This is a genomic window from Argonema antarcticum A004/B2 (genome assembly GCF_023333585.1).
Taxonomy (GTDB): domain Bacteria; phylum Cyanobacteriota; class Cyanobacteriia; order Cyanobacteriales; family Aerosakkonemataceae; genus Argonema; species Argonema antarcticum.
This window is the reverse complement of sequence record NZ_JAIQZN010000006.1, coordinates 1-17481: the sequence shown is the minus strand read 5'-3', so window position 1 is coordinate 17481 and position 17481 is coordinate 1. Positions and strand designations below refer to the sequence as shown.

General features: G+C 44.9%; 14 protein-coding genes and 1 riboswitch. Of the genes, 7 read left to right on the top strand and 7 right to left on the bottom strand.

The window, feature by feature from the left end:
• Window positions 1–13: 13 nt before the first annotated feature.
• From LAY57_RS03885 to ntrB (LAY57_RS03865), 5 genes are all read right to left on the bottom strand, one after another.
• Window positions 14–1351: an ArsB/NhaD family transporter gene (locus LAY57_RS03885; RefSeq protein ID WP_249064988.1), complete on the bottom strand. Its 1338-nt coding sequence runs from the start codon at window positions 1349–1351 to the stop codon at window positions 14–16.
• A 124-nt stretch (window positions 1352–1475) separates the two neighbouring features.
• Complete coding sequence (locus tag LAY57_RS03880) at window positions 1476–2174, bottom strand: universal stress protein (RefSeq protein WP_249064987.1); 699 nt, start codon at window positions 2172–2174, stop codon at window positions 1476–1478.
• A 35-nt stretch (window positions 2175–2209) separates the two neighbouring features.
• On the bottom strand, window positions 2210–3049 hold the full coding sequence (locus LAY57_RS03875; RefSeq protein WP_249064986.1) for an ABC transporter ATP-binding protein: 840 nt from the start codon (window positions 3047–3049) through the stop codon (window positions 2210–2212).
• A gap of 163 nt (window positions 3050–3212) precedes the next feature.
• Window positions 3213–4643: an ABC transporter substrate-binding protein gene (locus tag LAY57_RS03870; protein ID WP_249064985.1), complete on the bottom strand. Its 1431-nt coding sequence runs from the start codon at window positions 4641–4643 to the stop codon at window positions 3213–3215.
• Between the two features lie 153 nt (window positions 4644–4796).
• On the bottom strand, window positions 4797–5645 hold the full coding sequence (gene ntrB / locus LAY57_RS03865; protein ID WP_249064984.1) for a nitrate ABC transporter permease: 849 nt from the start codon (window positions 5643–5645) through the stop codon (window positions 4797–4799).
• 85 nt (window positions 5646–5730) lie between these two features.
• Window positions 5731–5886, bottom strand: a riboswitch (cyclic di-AMP (ydaO/yuaA leader).
• Window positions 5887–6212: 326 nt separating this feature from the next.
• Between ntrB (LAY57_RS03865) and bchD the strand changes: the two genes are divergently transcribed.
• The 7 genes from bchD (at window position 6213) to LAY57_RS03830 (ending at window position 16161) form a co-directional block, all read left to right on the top strand.
• Window positions 6213–8234 carry a magnesium chelatase ATPase subunit D gene (gene bchD / locus LAY57_RS03860; protein ID WP_249064983.1) on the top strand — a complete coding sequence of 674 codons (2022 nt, stop codon included), beginning with the start codon at window positions 6213–6215 and terminating at the stop codon, window positions 8232–8234.
• A gap of 279 nt (window positions 8235–8513) precedes the next feature.
• Complete coding sequence (locus LAY57_RS03855) at window positions 8514–9017, top strand: GNAT family N-acetyltransferase (protein WP_249064982.1); 504 nt, start codon at window positions 8514–8516, stop codon at window positions 9015–9017.
• Window positions 8992–10020: a DNA cytosine methyltransferase gene (locus LAY57_RS03850; RefSeq protein WP_249064981.1), complete on the top strand. Its 1029-nt coding sequence runs from the start codon at window positions 8992–8994 to the stop codon at window positions 10018–10020. The genes LAY57_RS03855 and LAY57_RS03850 overlap by 26 nt, the downstream gene beginning before the upstream one ends.
• A gap of 579 nt (window positions 10021–10599) precedes the next feature.
• Window positions 10600–11970 carry a CmpA/NrtA family ABC transporter substrate-binding protein gene (locus tag LAY57_RS03845; RefSeq protein WP_249064980.1) on the top strand — a complete coding sequence of 457 codons (1371 nt, stop codon included), beginning with the start codon at window positions 10600–10602 and terminating at the stop codon, window positions 11968–11970.
• Window positions 11971–12084: 114 nt separating this feature from the next.
• Window positions 12085–12930 carry a nitrate ABC transporter permease gene (gene ntrB, locus LAY57_RS03840; protein ID WP_249064979.1) on the top strand — a complete coding sequence of 282 codons (846 nt, stop codon included), beginning with the start codon at window positions 12085–12087 and terminating at the stop codon, window positions 12928–12930.
• A gap of 130 nt (window positions 12931–13060) precedes the next feature.
• Window positions 13061–15070 (top strand): ABC transporter ATP-binding/substrate-binding protein, encoded by a 2010-nt coding sequence (locus tag LAY57_RS03835; protein ID WP_249064978.1) that lies wholly within the window; start codon window positions 13061–13063, stop codon window positions 15068–15070.
• A 248-nt stretch (window positions 15071–15318) separates the two neighbouring features.
• Window positions 15319–16161: a nitrate ABC transporter ATP-binding protein gene (locus LAY57_RS03830; RefSeq protein WP_249064977.1), complete on the top strand. Its 843-nt coding sequence runs from the start codon at window positions 15319–15321 to the stop codon at window positions 16159–16161.
• A gap of 102 nt (window positions 16162–16263) precedes the next feature.
• On the opposite strand, the gene LAY57_RS03825 is transcribed toward LAY57_RS03830, so the two are convergent.
• Entirely contained in the window at window positions 16264–16851 is a 588-nt protein-coding gene (locus LAY57_RS03825) for a Uma2 family endonuclease (protein WP_249064976.1), read from the bottom strand.
• A 189-nt stretch (window positions 16852–17040) separates the two neighbouring features.
• The gene (locus LAY57_RS03820; RefSeq protein ID WP_420839059.1) at window positions 17041–17397 is read right to left on the bottom strand and encodes a DUF1345 domain-containing protein; all 357 of its coding nucleotides are present in this window, start codon (window positions 17395–17397) and stop codon (window positions 17041–17043) included.
• Window positions 17398–17481 lie beyond the last annotated feature (84 nt).

The window sequence follows — 17481 nt, the reverse complement described above, 5'->3', positions numbered from 1 at the left end:
GGGCAATTTGCTTTTAAATTAAAAAGCGAAATACAACATATATTGCTGCCATTATCAGTTGCAGCGTCATCACTGGTATACCATAGTGCAGAAAAGTCTTAAACGAAATTCGGCGTCCGTGGAGTTCAGAAATTCCTGCCGCTACGATGTTAGAAGATGCTCCTACCAGAGTGCCATTTCCTCCCAAAGTTGCACCGAACATCATGGCATAAAACAGCGGTAAAACTTCTGGTGGAAATTGCCCCTGAAAGTTTGGAGATAGCACTTCCGAGCCTGCCAATCCTACGTTAACCAGGTACTGTTTGAGTAATGGCACCATCGCCACCACAAGCGGAATATTGGGAACGACACTAGATAGAATTCCGACAAAAAAGAGGACTATTATCGAAGCAAAGGCAATATTTTTGCCTAAGATAACTGCCAATAATCCTGACAAACTATTAACCACACCTGTTTTTTGCAACCCGCCAATTAGCACAAAAATAGACATAAAAAATATCAATGTACTCCAGTCAACATCCCTCAATATGTTATTAACTGAATCTATTTTGCTATGGTGGGAAAGTAGCAATGCTAGAGCCGCCCCCAACAAAGCAACTGTAGCCGGAGAAATAGGGATCGGCAGCATTTCTCCGACTACGAAGAATATTAATACGAAAGCGACAATTAAGCCCCCGACTGCTAAAACGCGGGGGTGATTAATTTTTGGATGTGGCAAGTGTTCTAGATCGTCTAATTTTTTATGCCATATTTTGCGGAATAAAAATGGGAGAGTTGCTAGTAGAGTTAAAATAGCGATCGCACCCCCCAAACTCAAGCGAACTAGGTAATCTGTAAAGCTGATATTGACTGCATCGCCCACAATAAAAGTTGCCGGATCTCCAACAAGTGTTAGCAAGCCTGCACTATTAGCCACAAATACCATTAAAATTAACAACGGCACAAAATCTACACCTACTTCTGCTGCCATCGGTGGAATTAAAGGTGCTAGCAACATCACCGTTGTGGCATTTGGTAAAACGGCACAGATGGGAGTTGTAATAGCCACAATAGCCAGAAGTAGGCGATTTCCTTTTCCCTTCGCCAACAAAACTATCTGAGTTCCTAAGTAATCAAAGATTTTGGTAGGTTCAAAGGCTCGCACGAGTACCATGACTCCGAAAAATAAACTGAGTGTTGCATAACTTTGACCGATGTATTCTATAGCTTCTGTTAAAGTCATGACGTGGGCAAACACCAGTAGCAAAGCGCCCAAAAAGGCAGCGATAGTTAGATGTATCCACTCAGTCATTATTAAGACAATCACACTGACAAATATTGTAATACTGATGATAGCTTGCCAATTTTCCACAACATTCCTCTCCACTGATTTAGATACTTGGTAATCCCACCTGCAAATTCACTAGCTTAAAGGTGACTTTGCAGGTAAGGATGATATTTGCTAAGTGAATTGATTCGATTGTACATCTGTGCGATTAGTCATCAACACAATCGGAAATTCCCAATACCGAACATGGGAAATTAGCACCTAATTTTTTAACAATTGGGTGATTGAAGGAGTTACAGCCAAGAAACAGTATATCCGCAGCTTCTGATTCGACAATTTGTTTAAGCTCGGTAGCAATGCTACCAAATCGGAGATGAGCCGCGAAGGAATCACGCCATTGCTCAAATAGACAACGCGCTTGCCATAAAATACTATCTGCTTGCTCGAAGGAATTATTGCGGGAGAACGTTGTTTCTATGGGGTAAGGTTCTACCAATGCTATTTGCGATCGCATTACCGGTGCATCAAACTTGGTTTCAGTTAAAACAGGCGTTGCGGTTCTGAATTCGGATGCTAAGCATACCTCCAACGGCATCCAATCTATTGTGTCATTGCCGAACGCATCTGCGCGATCGCTGCTTTGATTCTCTTCTATAACGTAGACAACTTGCACTGTGACTTGCTTGCTTGTAGCTAAACGAGTTTGATGGGCGATCAACAGAGCGATATCCAAAGCAGCATGACTGCCGGGAGAGCCGTTATAGCCAACCAATAAATTGACCGATTTTGAAGATTCATCTGTGCCAGAAACTTGTGTTTTTTGACCGGGAAGCAATAACATTTGTTCAATTAAATCATCTCGATTGATTGAGCTTTGCAGACGCACTAAGATTGACTTGATATTCACAAGCTTCTCCCTTTTAAATGAAATTATGATGTAATCTACTCGTCTTGGGTAAAATAGCGATCGAGGAAATTCAGGGCGTGGTTGCGGAGGTCATAATACTCTTTGGATTCCCGCATGGCGGCCCGATCGCGCGGATGCTCAAAAGGCACCTCCAAAATCTCTCCTATTGTAGCGGCAGGGCCATTAGTCATCAGCACTATTCTATCTGACATATAAATCGCTTCGTCCACATCGTGGGTAATCATCATCACAGCTTGCTTGTGACTTTCCCAAATATCAAGTACCTGTCGCTGCAATTTACCGCGAGTCAGTGCATCGAGCGCCCCAAACGGTTCATCCATCAACAACATTTTCGGTCGAATTGCCAAGGCTCTAGCAATGCCAACTCGCTGTTTCATACCGCCAGAAATTTCATCGGGATACTTATCAGCAGCCGCATTTAAATTTACCATTGCCAGGTGTTCGTTAACAATGCTAATCTTTTCGGCACGGCTAGCATTTTCTAGCACTTCATCTACAGCCAGCCGAATATTTTCGCGCACGGTTAGCCACGGTAGCAGTCCATAATGTTGAAATACCATCATGCGATCGCTCCCTGGTTTGCGAACTTCTCTTCCATCCAGCCAAACCCCCCCAGAAGTCGGTTTTTCCAACCCTGCCACAATTTTGAGCAAGGTTGATTTACCGCAGCCGGAGTGACCGATTACAGAAATATATTCATCTTCACCGACAGTAAGATCGATACCATTGAGAACGACAAACTCACCCCCATCAGCAGTACGGTAAGACTTGACTATATTGTCAATTTCCAGAAATCCAGGGCGACGGATGGAAGGCTCATCGGTATTGGTTGAAACAGAAGTGTATTTAGTCATTGTATACTCCTAGAATGGTTTTGAGTTAGTAGACAAAAAAACTATTAAGTAGGTGGGCGTAAATAAACTTAATTCCCAGAAACCTCTGCCAGAAACCCGGTTTCTTGGAGAAACCGGGTTTCTAAGGGGCCTGGCAGTTTTACGTTTAATTATGCCCACCTACTTAAGACATGAAAAAGCGATTGGGAGCATTTGCCCTGATTGCAAAACTGTTGAGATAACCGACTGGATCGCTGGGGTCAAAGGCTTTTTTGTCTATGAATACTTCAGCTGGTTCAACTTTGTAATCTTCCTGGGGACATTGAATGCCCATTTCTGTGGCAATCTCGCGATACAGAGAGGTTTTCCAAGCCTTACGAGCCAGTTCTTCCGCATTTTTGGGAATTTCTTTAATTTGTCCCCACCGAGCTGCTTGAGTCATTAACCAAATACTTTCCGACTGCCACATAAATGTTGAGTGGTCTCCCGGCACTCTGCCAAGATTGGGAGGTAAATCAAAGAAAAGAGTTGTTTCAGATGAATTGAGAATGCGCTTTTTATCATCAAAGCCGCCGTAGTTGTATTCGCCGACAATTGCCGGTCGCGTAAACTTATCGATCGGCCCTTGCTTTGGTTTTGCCCCTGTAAAAGATCGCTCTGTAATTAATTCGGCTACTTCTTGGCGATTTTCGGGTTTGCTGCAATACTGGCAAGCTTCAATCATTGCTTTCACCAGAGAACGATAAGTTTTGGGATAATTATTGATGAAAGTTTCCATTACACCCAAAAGTCGATCGGGATGTCCTGACCAAATTTCTCTGCCTTGAGCAAAGGTAAAACCAACTCCCTCGTTACCTTTAATTGCCCGCGTGTTCCAAGGTTCTGCCACCATGTAAGCTTGCGTCGCGCCAATTCGCACATTAGTCACCATCTGCGGCGGAGGAATGATTATAATGCGAAACTCTTTGAAAGGATCGACACCAGCAGCAGCAGATAAGTAGCGGACAAAGTATTCGTAAATCGCGGAACTCAGCACTACCGCCCAAACTTTTCCCTCTGCTGGTTGCTTGTCAAAGTAGTTTCGGAAATCTCTTCCAAACGCTTCCAAATCGCCGTTGTATTCCCGCCAGGGACGCAACCCAAAATCCCACATTGCCCTATTCATGGTCATGGCGTTACCGTGGCGGTGAATTGTCATCGCCGCGCACAGGGGTGCGTGGCGTGCGCCTTCCGCTCCAACTCTGGCGTTGGTGACGGCACCGGATACGACGGGTGAGGCGTCGAGGCGTCCAAAAATGATGCCGTCGCGGGAGGTGGCCCAACTAGCTTCGCGGTTGAGTGTGACGTTTAAACCGTATTTGCGGAAGAAACCTTTTTTCCAGGCGATCGCAAATGGCGCACAGTCATTGACGGGAACGTACCCGACGGTGAGATCTCGTTTTTCCAATGTCTCCGGATTTACAACAGGTTTGACTGCTAAGGCTTCTGGGGTGAGTCCTTTAGCAGAGCGATCGCCTGAAATTCCACAGGACGATAGCGCCATTCCAGCCGCCGCCGCGCCCATTCCCAACAGAAAATCTCGCCGATTCCAATAGTTATTGTCGGTGTTACTCATACATCAACTCCACCGATTGATAATTGTTATTTGTCATCAGTCATTTGGCCTTTTTTCAATGACAACTGACCATTGACAACTGACAACTGACCACTGACCACTGACCATTGACAACTGACCACTGACCACTGACCATTGACCACTGACCACTGACTAATTTGAAGTTCTAGGACGGTGAGTTACCAATTCCTGAACTTTGCCTACAGCCCAGTCAAGCAGTAGCCCAGTTAAGCCAATCACCAGCACTGCTAAAAACACCGAACTCAGGTTTAAACGGCTCCATTCATCCCAGACAAAAAAGCCGATACCAATACCGCCCGTCAGCATTTCTACCGCAACAATTACCAGCCAAGCAATCCCTAAACTGATTCGCAAACCTGTAAAGATGTAGGGTAAACTTGCTGGCCAAATAATCTTGGTAATTTGTCGCCAACGTGGCATTTCCAGCACCTTTGCCACATCTATATAATCCTTGGAAACGCTAGAAACGCCCAAAGCGGTGTTAATAATCGTCGGCCACAAAGATGTGATGAAGATAACAAAAATAGCCGATGGTTCTGCCAAGTTGAAGATGGCTAAGGCGATGGGAAGCCAAGCTAGCGGCGATACGGGTTTAAAAATCTGAATGATGGGATTAAGCGCTAACATAGCGGGTCTGGACATTCCAATCAAAAACCCTAAAGGAATTGCTACGACAGCACCCAAAAGAAATCCTACCAATACCCGCCTTAGACTTGCCAGCAATAACCAACCAATCCCCAAATTACCTGGGCCGCGTTCGTAAAACGGGTTTAGTATGTAATCCAGATTAGCAACTAGCGCCTCTGGTGGGGTAGGCATCAATTCGTGATTGGCAAGGGCAACAATCCACCACAGGACAATAATCCCCAAGAAACCGATCGCAGGCAGTATGACGACATCCCGGAGAACAACAGGTTTAGCGCGTCTCCAAGCTGTCTGACCAGCAATTGCGATCGCAGACAGATTCAATTGAATATACATAGTGTCAGAAGCAGGTACAAGAACGCTGAGCAGTACCAGCCGGGGACACTGACGAGTTCAAAACATTATGAATAATGCTGACTCTTCAGTCTCCTCTCAATGCCTACGAAGTTAGCTGACGGGCTAGGACTGAGAGATGTCCTTTTCTGCCTATTTCCTCACAAAAAAAGGCAGAAATGCGCCCCAAAAGGTGGTTCCTCCGCTCCAGGTTTTGAAACCCTGGATTAGGCTGACTTACTCAAATTTGCACCATTATAGCATGAGATCTTGGAATAATCAACCTCTCCTAAGACGTAGGCGTTTCGGTAGCAGATAGGGTCTTGAAGAATTCCAGTTGATTCATGTTGCCGATTTCTGGGCGCGTATCATTAAACGTTCTTGTGTTTAACACAACAAAATAACTTAACAATGAAGAAAACAGCGTTTTAAAATCCGGGAAAGAATCGGCTTTAGCACATATTTGCCTCTGACACAGATTTATGTTAGGGGTATTAGAGAATTACAAACCGTTCTGGTTAGGCAAAGTCTGCGTTATGCTGAAAAACTGGACTAAAAACGCAGAATACTATGCCAGCCATTAGCACATCGGCAAATAGAACATTTCCCCTAGCCGCCGTCGTCGGTCAGGAAGCAATCAAACTAGCATTGTTGCTGGCGGCGGTAGATCCGGGATTGGGGGGAGTTGCTCTAGCAGGTCGTCGTGGCACAGCCAAATCCGTTATGGCACGCGCTTTGCACGTACTGCTACCACCCATTGAAGTCATCAAAGGTTCTTTCTGGAACGAAGAACCCAATGATGAAGAGGGGGGGAGAGGGAGAGGGGGAGAGGGGGAGATAGAAACACAAATTATCCCAGCACCCTTCATCCAAATTCCCTTGGGAATCACAGAAGACAGATTACTGGGTTCAGTCGATGTCGAACAATCAGTCAAACGCGGCGAATCGGTATTTCAACCAGGATTGCTCGCAGCAGCACATCGAGGCGTTCTTTATGTAGATGAGATTAATTTACTAGATGACCAAATTGCCAACCAACTGCTCACAGTATTATCTGAAGGACGCAACCTAATTGAGCGGGAAGGCATTAGTGTTGTGCATCCTTGCCAAGCGCTGTTCCTTGCCACTTACAACCCCGAAGAAGGTGCGCTGCGGGAACATTTGCTCGATCGCATTGCCATCACCCTCTCAGCTGACGCCATACTCGGATTAGACGATCGAGTCCAAGCAGTAGAACAAGCTTTAGAATACTCCAGAAATCCCCAAGAATTTCTCGCACAGTACAGCGAAGACATCGATAACCTCAAAACTCAAATAATTCTGGCGCGGGAATGGCTCAAAGAAGTCCGCATCACCCAAGAACAAATAACATATTTAGTAGAAGAATCAATTCGCGCAGGCGTACAGGGACATAGAGCCGAATTATTTGCCGTCCGAGTTGCCAAAGCAGCAGCCGCTTTGGACGGACGCACAGATGTAAATGCTGAAGATTTGCGCCGTGGAGTAGAACTGGTAATAGTCCCAAGAGCGACAATTTTGCAGACGCCACCAGAAGATCAACCGCCGCCACCACCGCCACCGCCACCGCCGCCAGAAGATCGATCCGAACAAGAACAGGACGAACAGGAAGAAGAAGAAAACCCCGAAGAACCGCAGGAAGAACAACCCAGTATCCCAGAAGAGTTTATTTTCGATCCAGAAGGAGTTATCCTCGATCCCACCGTACTTTGCTTTGCCCAAATGGCACAACGGCGCGGTAAATCAGGCGCTCGCAGCAAAATCTTCTCCGAAGATAGAGGTCGCTACGTCAAGCCCATGATACCAAAAGGCCGCGTGCGACGAATTGCCATTGATGCCACTTTACGAGCAGCTGCACCTTACCAGAAGGCGCGACGAGAAAGATCCCCGGAAACCCCCTTACCAAGGCAGACAAAGCGGGTATTTGTCGAACAAGGAGATATTCGGTCAAAAAGGTTGGTACGCAAAGCTGGTTCCCTAGTAGTCTTTGTGGTGGATGCTTCTGGCTCGATGGCGCTGAATCGGATGCAATCAGCTAAAGGTGCGGTGATGCGCCTGCTGACGGAGGCGTATGAAAATCGCGACCAAGTGGCGTTGATACCCTTCCGTGGGGAACGCGCCGACGTGCTGTTACCGCCGACTCGTTCGATCGCATTAGCGCGTCGGCGTCTGGAACTGCTACCTTGTGGAGGTGGTTCCCCGCTAGCACATGGTCTAACTCAGGCGGTGCGAGTGGGGATTAACGCACAGATGTCTGGGGATATCGGTCAGGTAGTAATCGTAGCCATTACCGATGGTCGTGGTAACATTCCCTTAGCGCGTTCTTTGGGCGAACCCTTGGCAGAAGGGGAAAAACCGGATATCAAAGCTGAACTGTTGGAAATCACCGCTAGAATTAGAGGCTTGGGGATTCAACTGCTAGTCATCGATACGGAAAATAAGTTTATTTCCACTGGTTTCGCGAAGGAAATGGCGAAAACATCCGGTGGGAAGTATTATCACTTACCGAAAGCGACAGAGCAAGCGATCGCCGGAGTGGCTAGAGGTGCGATCGCAGACATGAAATCCCGATAATGGGGGTTGGCGAATGGGGACTGGGGACTGGGGATTGGGAAAAGGTTTTTTCATTATTCATCCTTTCTCAATACCTAATCTCCTTAGACTTTATCCAAAAAGTCCTTTCATGAGTAACCAAACATATCTATTCATCTGTGTTTATCTGTGTTCATCTGTCTTCATCGTTCGACTGAGCTTTGTCGAAACTCAGTCGAACGCTTGCCGAAGTGTCACGTCGAAGTCTGTGGTTAAAAATATCGAAACCTGATTTTTCGGATAGACTATTAATGCGATTCAATGACAGACTTTTCTAATTCCCTGCCACCAGAATGTATTCTCCGTCCAGCTAGTTCCAGCGATATCTGGGCAATTCGGAAATTAGTATTGAGTGCCAAACTCGATCCTACCCAATTACGCTGGCAACAATTTTGGGTAATTGAAAGTGATAAAACTTTAGTAGCTTGCGGACAATTGCGTTCTTTTCCTGAAGCGCAAGAACTCGGTAGTTTAGTAGTTGCGCCTGCTTGGCGAGGTAAAGGTTTGGGTAGCTATTTAGTCAAATATTTAATTCAACAAGCAACCCAACCGCTTTATTTAGAATGTCTAGGTAAAAAGTTAGTACAATTTTATCATCGCTTTGGTTTCGTAGCAGTTTCTTGGCAAGACTTACCATCATCACTTAAATCGAAGTTTGGCTTAACTCAATTAGCTTCTAAACTTGTCCCAATCATCTCTGTAACAATCATGCACTATCCTAAATTTGAACTTCCGGTAGATGAAAAACAAACTCCCCTACCTTGAATTTCTTGAACAAGAACTTAAACTTACTGCAAAACAACCCACTGAACCTTTAGTAATCGATCTATTTGCTGGTTGCGGGGGACTTGCACTTGGTTTTGAATCCGCCGGTTTTAGAACAGTTGGCTACGAAATCTTAGAAGATGCCTGCGCTACTTATCGCTACAATCTGCATAGTTCCTGTTACCAAGTAAATCTAACACCCTTATCTGATTTAGTTGACGGCGCAATAGCAATCATTGGTGGCCCTCCATGTCAACCTTTTAGTGTAGGTGGACATCAACTAGGACTAAAAGATAGTCGCGACGGCTTTCCAATTTTTATTTCTGCTGTGAAGCGCTATCATCCAAAACTTGCTTTATTTGAAAATGTGCGGGGAATGCTTTTCCGCAACAAGCCGTATCTTGAAGAGATTGTTATAGCTTTGCAGTCACTCGGCTATATTGTAGAATGGCAAGTCTTAAATGCTGCCAATTATGGTGTTCCGCAGAAAAGAGAACGCCTTTTTTGCGTTGCACATAAAGGCGGGTGGACGTGGCCTCCAAAAACCCATCTCAATTCCTCTTATACTGCCGGAGAAGCGCTAGGAGAACTTGCATTTTCTACAGCATCCGACTCAAAATTTCTTACTCATAGCATGGATGAGTATGTGAAAAAATATGAAATGGCATCTAAATGTATCAGACCTAGAGATTTACATTTAGATGCGCCTTCTAGAACTGTTACCTGTCGTAATTTATGCGGTGCAACTGGCGATATGCTGCGGATACGCTTACCCGATGGACGTAGGAGAAGATTAACAGTTCGTGAAGGTGCTAGGCTTCAGAGTTTCCCAGATTGGTTTGAATTTTATGGTTCTGAAAATAGTCAATTCAATCAAATTGGTAATGCGGTTTCTCCACTTTTAGCAAAGGTTTTAGCTAGTGCTGTCAAAGCGTATTTGAATAATAGCGAACAAATATCCTCACCAGAAATCTGTCAGCCAACTCAATATATACAGTTATAGGCCGAGATTGGCCCGATCGCAGGCTCACCACTTCAGCCCACCTGCTATGTCCTGCCTCGGTTATTTTGTCAAGCTGCTTTGAAAAATATTTTCTTTTTCCCGATTCATAGAGTCATTATAATAACTATTATAGAGATAACTTTATCTGCCCTGATAAACATTCTATAGAGTTAACCAAATAGTATTGATAAATCAGAACTTATAGCTTAGTCGAGTTCGTTGAAAAATCATAAAAATAGAATATTTACTTATAGACAAGATTTAGAATTTATTTTAAATTTGATGAAACTAAAGCATCCAAAAACCAGTTAAAGACTGTAAGCTTAGTTTAAAGCAAATTTCCAGACAGGTTATGTGGGTTAGAGACACCCTAACGCCCTAACCAATCTAGAAGTTTTCACAAGGATGAAAGTTTCTGTCGCAGGCGAACTCACGTCATCCGGTTGGTATTGACGCTTAAAGGCTTACGGCAATTTGGCTTTCACAAATTAATACCACTGCGAACCACCATTTTGGATGTCGGTTCTCTAGTTAACTTGCATAATAAACAGCGAATAGGAATAGCTGTAAGGAGGTTTTATGTCTGAATTTTCAGTCAGAGTTTCTAGACGCAAATTTTTGATCACCGCTGGCGCATCTGCGGCAGGATCGGTGTTGCTAAAAGGATGTTTGGGAAACCCACCCGAACTCACCGGTGGTACGCAAACCCAATCCAGTCCTACTGCCATTCCGGCAGTGAATGTAAGTGCAGGGGATGCCCCAGAAACCACTAAGGCGAAACTGGGATATATCCCCATTGTGGAAGCAGCACCGCTAATTATTGCCAAAGAAAAAGGCTTCTTTGCCAAATACGGCATGACTGATGTAGACGTTTCCAAGCAAGCTAACTGGGGTTCCGCACGGGATAACGTAGAAATTGGTGCAGCAGGTGGTGGTATTGATGGCGGTCAGTGGCAGATGCCTATGCCTCATTTGATATCGGAAGGCATCATTACCAAGGGAAATCAAAAAATCCCCATGTACGTGCTGGCGCAATTGAATACCCAAGGTAACGGTATCGCCGTTTCCAACAAGCACCAAGGCAAAAATATCGGCTTAGATTTAAAATCAGCCAGAGATTACATTCTCAGTTTGAAATCAACAGGTACGCCTTTCAAAGCCGCATACACTTTCCCCAAAGCTAACCAAGATTTCTGGATTCGCTATTGGTTTGCTGCTGCCGGAATCGACCCAGATAAAGATGTCAACTTGATTGCCGTACCAGCTGCTCAAACTGTCGCCAACATGAGAACCGGGTCGATGGATGCCTTCAGTACCGGCGACCCTTGGCCTTATCGAATTGTGGCAGATAATATCGGCTTTATGGCTGCATTAACTGCCCAAATTTGGAAAGACCACCCAGAAGAATATTTTGCCATGAGAGGGGACTGGGTAGACAAACATCCCAAAGCAACTAAAGCTTTATTAAAAGGATTGATGGCAGCACAAGAGTGGTGCGATAAAACCGAAAATCATCCAGAATTAACCAAAATTCTGGCCACCGCCAATTACTTTAACGTGCCGCCAAATGTTTTGGCAGAACCTTACAAAGGTTTCTACAAAATGGGAGACTCTAAACCAGATATTAACGACAAAAATCAGGGAACTTTGTATTGGAAAGACAGCTTAGGCAACGTTTCCTATCCCTACAAGAGTCATGATTTGTGGTTCATTACCGAAAGCGTTCGCTGGGGTTTTTTGCCACCAGATACGATGGCAAATGCTAAGGCAATTGTCGATAAAGTCAACCGGGAAGATTTATGGCGGGAAGCTGCCAAAGAAGCAGGTATTGCTGCTGCCGATATTCCCAGCAGCACGTCGAGAGGGATCGAAAAATTCTTTGATGGCAAACAATTCGATCCCGCCAATCCAGAAGCTTACTTAAAGAGTCTGGAGATTAAGAAAGTTTAGCCATTAGTAAAAAGTCTTATGTCTATGGAATTTGGTAAGGACATAAGACTTAAAACTAATAACAGTTAGGGAACTGTTAATTACAGCTTACACGATAAAAAGGAGATTGGTAAAATGACGGCAAATATTAGCAAAAGAAATAGCACTAATTCGCAATCGGCAATTGGTGCTTGGTGGAAAAAACAATCGCAAAATATCCTACCGCCCCTGATAGCAGTCGTAATTTTTCTAGTAGTTTGGCAGCTAGCTTCTAGTATCGGACTTGTCAAGATACCAGGGCCGACTTCAATGGTGACAGAACAACGGACGCGCATTTATTTGATGTATCCATTCTTCGATCTTGGCGGTACAAATAAAGGTTTGTTTTGGCAGACGATGGCTAGTTTGCAGCGGGTATTTATCGGATATTCGCTAGCAGCAATTGTCGGAATTGCCTTGGGCATTTTGGTGGGCACGAGTGCCATGCTAAATAAAGCTTTAGACCCCATTTTCCAATTCTTGCGAATGATTCCGCCGCTAGCTTGGGTGCCGATTTCTTTGGCTGCTTTGCAACAAAACCAACCCGCTGCATTGTTCGTGATTTTTATTACGGCAATTTGGCCGATTTTGATTAATACGGCAGTGGGAGTGCAGCAAATTCCACAGGATTACATTAACGTTCGCCGGGTGTTACGTCTGTCGAATCAAAAGTTTTTCTTCAAGATTTTGTTGCCTTCTGCATTACCTTACATTTTCACTGGATTGAGAATTGCGATCGGTCTTGCTTGGTTAGCAATTATTGCGGCGGAAATCATCATGTCCGGTATCGTTGGCATTGGCTTCTTTATCTGGGATGCCTATCAAAATAACTACATCAGCGATATCATTTTGGCTCTGTTTTATATCGGTGCAGTTGGTTTGATTCTCGATAAAGCAATGGGATATTTGCAAGAAAGAATTGTGCCGAACGATAAGAAGTAGGAAATTTGTATGTAGTTGCGCTTTAGCGCTAAAGCGCTGTACCTAATTAAGAGCGCTGAAGCGCAACTACGTACCTGAATAAAAGAGCGCTGAAGCGCAACTACGTACCTAATACCCACTACCAATTACTATGAGCGTATTTGTTGCAGTTGACCAAATCGAGAAGGTCTTTAATCTCAGCGGCGGCGGTCAATACGTCGCCTTGAAAGGGATTGACCTGGAAATTAAAAAAGGCGAGTTTATTTCTTTAATCGGTCACTCCGGTTGCGGTAAATCCACTCTATTAAACATGATTGCCGGGTTGGATTTGCCTACGGATGGAGAGGTATCGCTAGAAGGAGAAGTAGTTAATGGCCCTGGCCCAGAAAGAATGGTGGTGTTTCAAAACTATTCTCTATTGCCTTGGTTAACAGTACGGGAAAATATTGCTTTGGCGGTAGAAGAAGTGCTGGGTTATTTGCCGAAAGGCGAACAAAAGAGCATAGTTGAAGAACATATCGATATGGTTGGTTTGCGCCCTCATGCTGATAAACAACCAAATCGTTTGTCTGGGGGTCAAAAACAACGGGTGGCAATTGCACGCGCTTTAGCAATTCGTCCCAAATTGCTACTATTAGATGAACCGTTTGGTGCATTAGATGCGCTGACACGGGGCAATTTGCAAGAAAAATTAATGCAAATTTGCCAAGAACATGAAGTTACGGGAGTGATGGTAACGCACGATGTCGATGAAGCGGTGTTATTATCCGATCGCATCGTGATGCTCACCAATGGCCCAGAATCCAAAATCGGTCAAATTCTGGAAGTAGATATTCCCCGTCCTCGCAAGCGGATGGAAGTAGTCAGCCATCCGAGTTACTATAGTTTGCGATCGGAAATGATTTATTTCCTCAACCAACAAAAACGGATCAAGAAAATTCGGGCTAGGAAGACGGCTGCGATCGCTCGTCACGGCCTGGAAAAAGTTAATCTAGAAATAGGCTTCGTTCCCCTCACCGCTTGCGCCCCAGTTGCAATTGCCAAAGAAAAAGGTTTCTTCAAAAAACATGGTTTAGATGAAGTCAGCCTCGTCCGCGAAACCAGTTGGCGTGGTATCGTAGATGGCATCGCGGGCGGCTACGTAGATGCAGCCCAAATGCCCTCCGGGATGCCATTGTGGATGACTTTGGGCGGACACGACAAGGATAACCGACCGCTGTCAATGGTATCAGCCCTCACCATGACACGCAACGGAAACGCCATCTCTTTGTGCAAACGCTTTTACGACCAAGGGATATATAGTTTGGCAGACTTTAAAAAGATGCTGCTGAAATCTCCCAACATCCAGCACAGAATGGGTATCGTACATCCCTCTTCCATGCACAACCTGCTATTGCGGTACTGGTTAGCTGCTGGTGGCATAGATCCCGATCGCGATGTTAACTTGCAAAACCTTCCCCCCGCCCAAATGATCGTAGATTTGCAAGCGGGAAGCATCGACGGTTTCTGCGTCGGCGAACCTTGGAACTACCGCGCCGCAATGGAAGGAGTAGGTTTTACCGTCGCCACCGACTTGGAAATTTGGCCGGGACATCCGGGGAAAGTTCTCGGCGTGCGGGAAGATTGGGCGAACGCTTATCCCAACACGCACATCGCTTTGGTGAAAGCATTGCTAGAAGCGGGACAATATTGCGCTGACCCGAAAAACGCCTTAGAAATACGTCAAATTTTGGAAAGTCGGGAATATCTAAGTACCGATATTTCTTATATCCAATTAGGAGATCCCGCATCTGCTAGCTGTAACTTAGATCGACCGATGCGGGAATATGCCCATCATATTTTCTTTGGCGATGGCGCAAATCGCCCCAGTCGCACGGAACATCTTTGGCATATCGTACAAATGGCACGTTGGGGTGACGTTCCTTTCCCCAGAAATTGGTTGGAAATTTTAGAAAGAGGTTGTCGGGTAAGTGTTTTCAGTACGGCGGCGCGAGAATTGGGCGTACTGGATGTGAAATACAATCGCGGCAATATTCAACTTTTTGATGGCAGCACTTTCGATGCCGAAGATCCGATTTCCTATCTCAACAATTTGAAGATTAAACGCGATTTCACGATGGCGGAAATTATCCTCGATTCCAGGACGATAAAAGCTGCCTAATTAGTCATTAGTCATGGGTAATTAGCAGCGAGAAAGAGCGATCGCATAATAAGCTGTCGCTCATCTAAGTTTTATAAAGGAGGCAGGCTCGACAGCCCGCCCCACAATAATTTCACTCTCTTGCTGATTATTCAAGTTAGATGCGCGTTAGCTTACCAATGACCAATGACCAATGACCAATGACTAATAACCAATGACTAATGACCAATGACCAATGACCAATGACCAATCTCTCAACAGGAATTATAATGACTTACACTGAAAAAACGAAAAAGAAAACTACCCGATCGAAATCTCGCGAAGCATTTTTGACAATCGAGGGCGTATCGAAAGTTTATCCCACAGCACAGGGGCCATACACCGTATTAAAAGATGTCAACCTGACGGTGAATGAAGGCGAATTTATCTGCGTGATCGGTCACTCTGGATGCGGGAAATCCACTTTGCTGAACATGGTTTCTGGTTTTGCCACGCCTACTGACGGAGAAGTGCGGCTGGAAGGGCAACGCATCGGGGAACCAGGGCCAGATAGAATGGTGGTATTTCAAAACTACGCTTTGTTGCCTTGGTTAACCGCATTTGAAAATGTTTATTTGGCGATTGATTCGGTTTATCCCGACAAACCGGAACCGGAAAAAAGAGCGATTACTCGCGAACATTTGGCAATGGTAGGATTGACGGAAGCAGCAGATAAAAAACCCACTCAAATTTCCGGCGGGATGAAACAGCGGGTTTCGATCGCCCGCGCTTTGGCAATTCGTCCGAAAGTGTTAGTTTTGGACGAACCTTTTGGCGCTTTGGATGCAATTACGAAGGAAGAATTGCAGGAAGAATTGCTGAAAATTTGGACGGACCACCGTTGTACTGTTTTGATGATCACTCACGATATTGATGAAGCTTTGTTTTTGGCAGATAAGTTGGTGATGATGACCAATGGCCCTGCTGCTAATATTGGGGAAGTAATGCAAATTCCGTTTCCTCGTCCGCGCGATCGATCGCAAATTATGGAAGATCCAGAATACTATAATTTGCGGAACTACGCCTTGGATTACCTATTCCGTCGATTTGCTCACGATGCGGATGAGGAGTAATTTTTTCCCGCTGATGAACGCAGATATAAGTATCTGCGTTCATCAGCGGTTTTTATTTCCGTATTTTGATAATATTTAACCAATTTTATCCACCATTTTCCATCAAGCCAATAACTCATCTACCGCCACACTGAAACCTTGTAGAACAACCTGAGTGCTAACTACCTCACCAGAAATAAATACAAGTCGCTGATTTTGGGTAATCGCAATAATCCAACGACTGTCAGGAAATACCAACCAAACTTCTTGGCAACCAGATTGTAAATACTCTTGAGCTTTAGCAATTACCTCTTCGGCAAAATCTGTAGGTGAAACTATCTCAGCGATTAGTGGGAAACTCTGGGGAAGCACAGCAGATTCGCCAAATTGAGCGAGTAATTCTGGGGTCAGATAAGCAACATCAGGATAACGACCCTGCTTATTAGTGCGACAGGGAACCTCTGTATAAACTTCTCCCCCTTGTCCGCTGGAGTCTTTGTAATTTCCCCAGGAACGAGCTAGTCTAGACTGAATCCGGCTATGCTTGAGTGTCATACCACTTTTCTCCACCAGTTTTTCATCCATCCATTCCATCGGATGTTTTTCAAGCAATTTTCCATCCACCCATTCTGTACCTTCAGGGGGATTTCGCATCCAGTCTTCTAGTGAAAAAACTTCTGATATTTGGGGTACAACTGTAGAAGTTATCATTGCTATCTATTCTCCTTTGCAGAATTTACTAAGTAGGTGGGTATAATTAAACGTAAAACTGCTGCGCCCAAGAAACCCGGTTTCGCAGGAGTTACCGGGTTTCTGGCTGTTCAGTTTATTTACGCCCACCTACTTAACATTATTACATCGAAGGCCCGATCGCACCTTCCTCATCCCACATTTTACCGCTCAAATCAACCCAGCAATAATATTGATGCTCATTGCCAAAATAACCGTATTGAAAAAGAAAGATAACACTCCATGTAACAGCGCCAAACGCCTCATCGATCGCGATGTCGTAGCAACATCTGAAACCTGGCCAGTCATACCAATCACAAAAGAAAAATATAAAAAATCCCAATAATCTGGATCGTTATCGCTGGGAAAATCTAGACCTCCAGCCTTGCCTTCACTGGCGGTGTCCCGATCGTCGCGGTAATAGCCATGTGCATAGTGAAGCGCGAACATGGTATGTACCAACAACCAGGAACCTACGATCGTCATCACCGAAAGCGTTAAGTGTAGTGTCAGCAGAGAAGTCGAGATCCCTTTTTTATCAAAAATTTGGGTTTAAAACCCCGTGCTTCTAGCACGGCTTTTCTTGCTCCTGAATATAACGCTTTAACACTT

Bases quoted from the DNA above. Each gene is read 5' to 3' on its own strand.
- ntrB (WP_249064979.1), top strand. From the start codon at position 12,085: ATGACGGCAAATATTAGCAAAAGAAATAGCACTAATTCGCAATCGGCA.
- LAY57_RS03850 (WP_249064981.1), top strand. From the start codon at position 8,992: ATGAAAAACAAACTCCCCTACCTTGAATTTCTTGAACAAGAACTTAAA.
- ntrB (WP_249064984.1), bottom strand. From the start codon at position 5,645: ATGTATATTCAATTGAATCTGTCTGCGATCGCAATTGCTGGTCAGACA.
- LAY57_RS03855 (WP_249064982.1), top strand. From the start codon at position 8,514: ATGACAGACTTTTCTAATTCCCTGCCACCAGAATGTATTCTCCGTCCA.
- LAY57_RS03835 (WP_249064978.1), top strand. From the start codon at position 13,061: ATGAGCGTATTTGTTGCAGTTGACCAAATCGAGAAGGTCTTTAATCTC.
- LAY57_RS03845 (WP_249064980.1), top strand. From the start codon at position 10,600: ATGTCTGAATTTTCAGTCAGAGTTTCTAGACGCAAATTTTTGATCACC.
- LAY57_RS03825 (WP_249064976.1), bottom strand. From the start codon at position 16,851: ATGATAACTTCTACAGTTGTACCCCAAATATCAGAAGTTTTTTCACTA.
- LAY57_RS03830 (WP_249064977.1), top strand. From the start codon at position 15,319: ATGACTTACACTGAAAAAACGAAAAAGAAAACTACCCGATCGAAATCT.
- bchD (WP_249064983.1), top strand. From the start codon at position 6,213: ATGCCAGCCATTAGCACATCGGCAAATAGAACATTTCCCCTAGCCGCC.
- LAY57_RS03870 (WP_249064985.1), bottom strand. From the start codon at position 4,643: ATGAGTAACACCGACAATAACTATTGGAATCGGCGAGATTTTCTGTTG.
- LAY57_RS03875 (WP_249064986.1), bottom strand. From the start codon at position 3,049: ATGACTAAATACACTTCTGTTTCAACCAATACCGATGAGCCTTCCATC.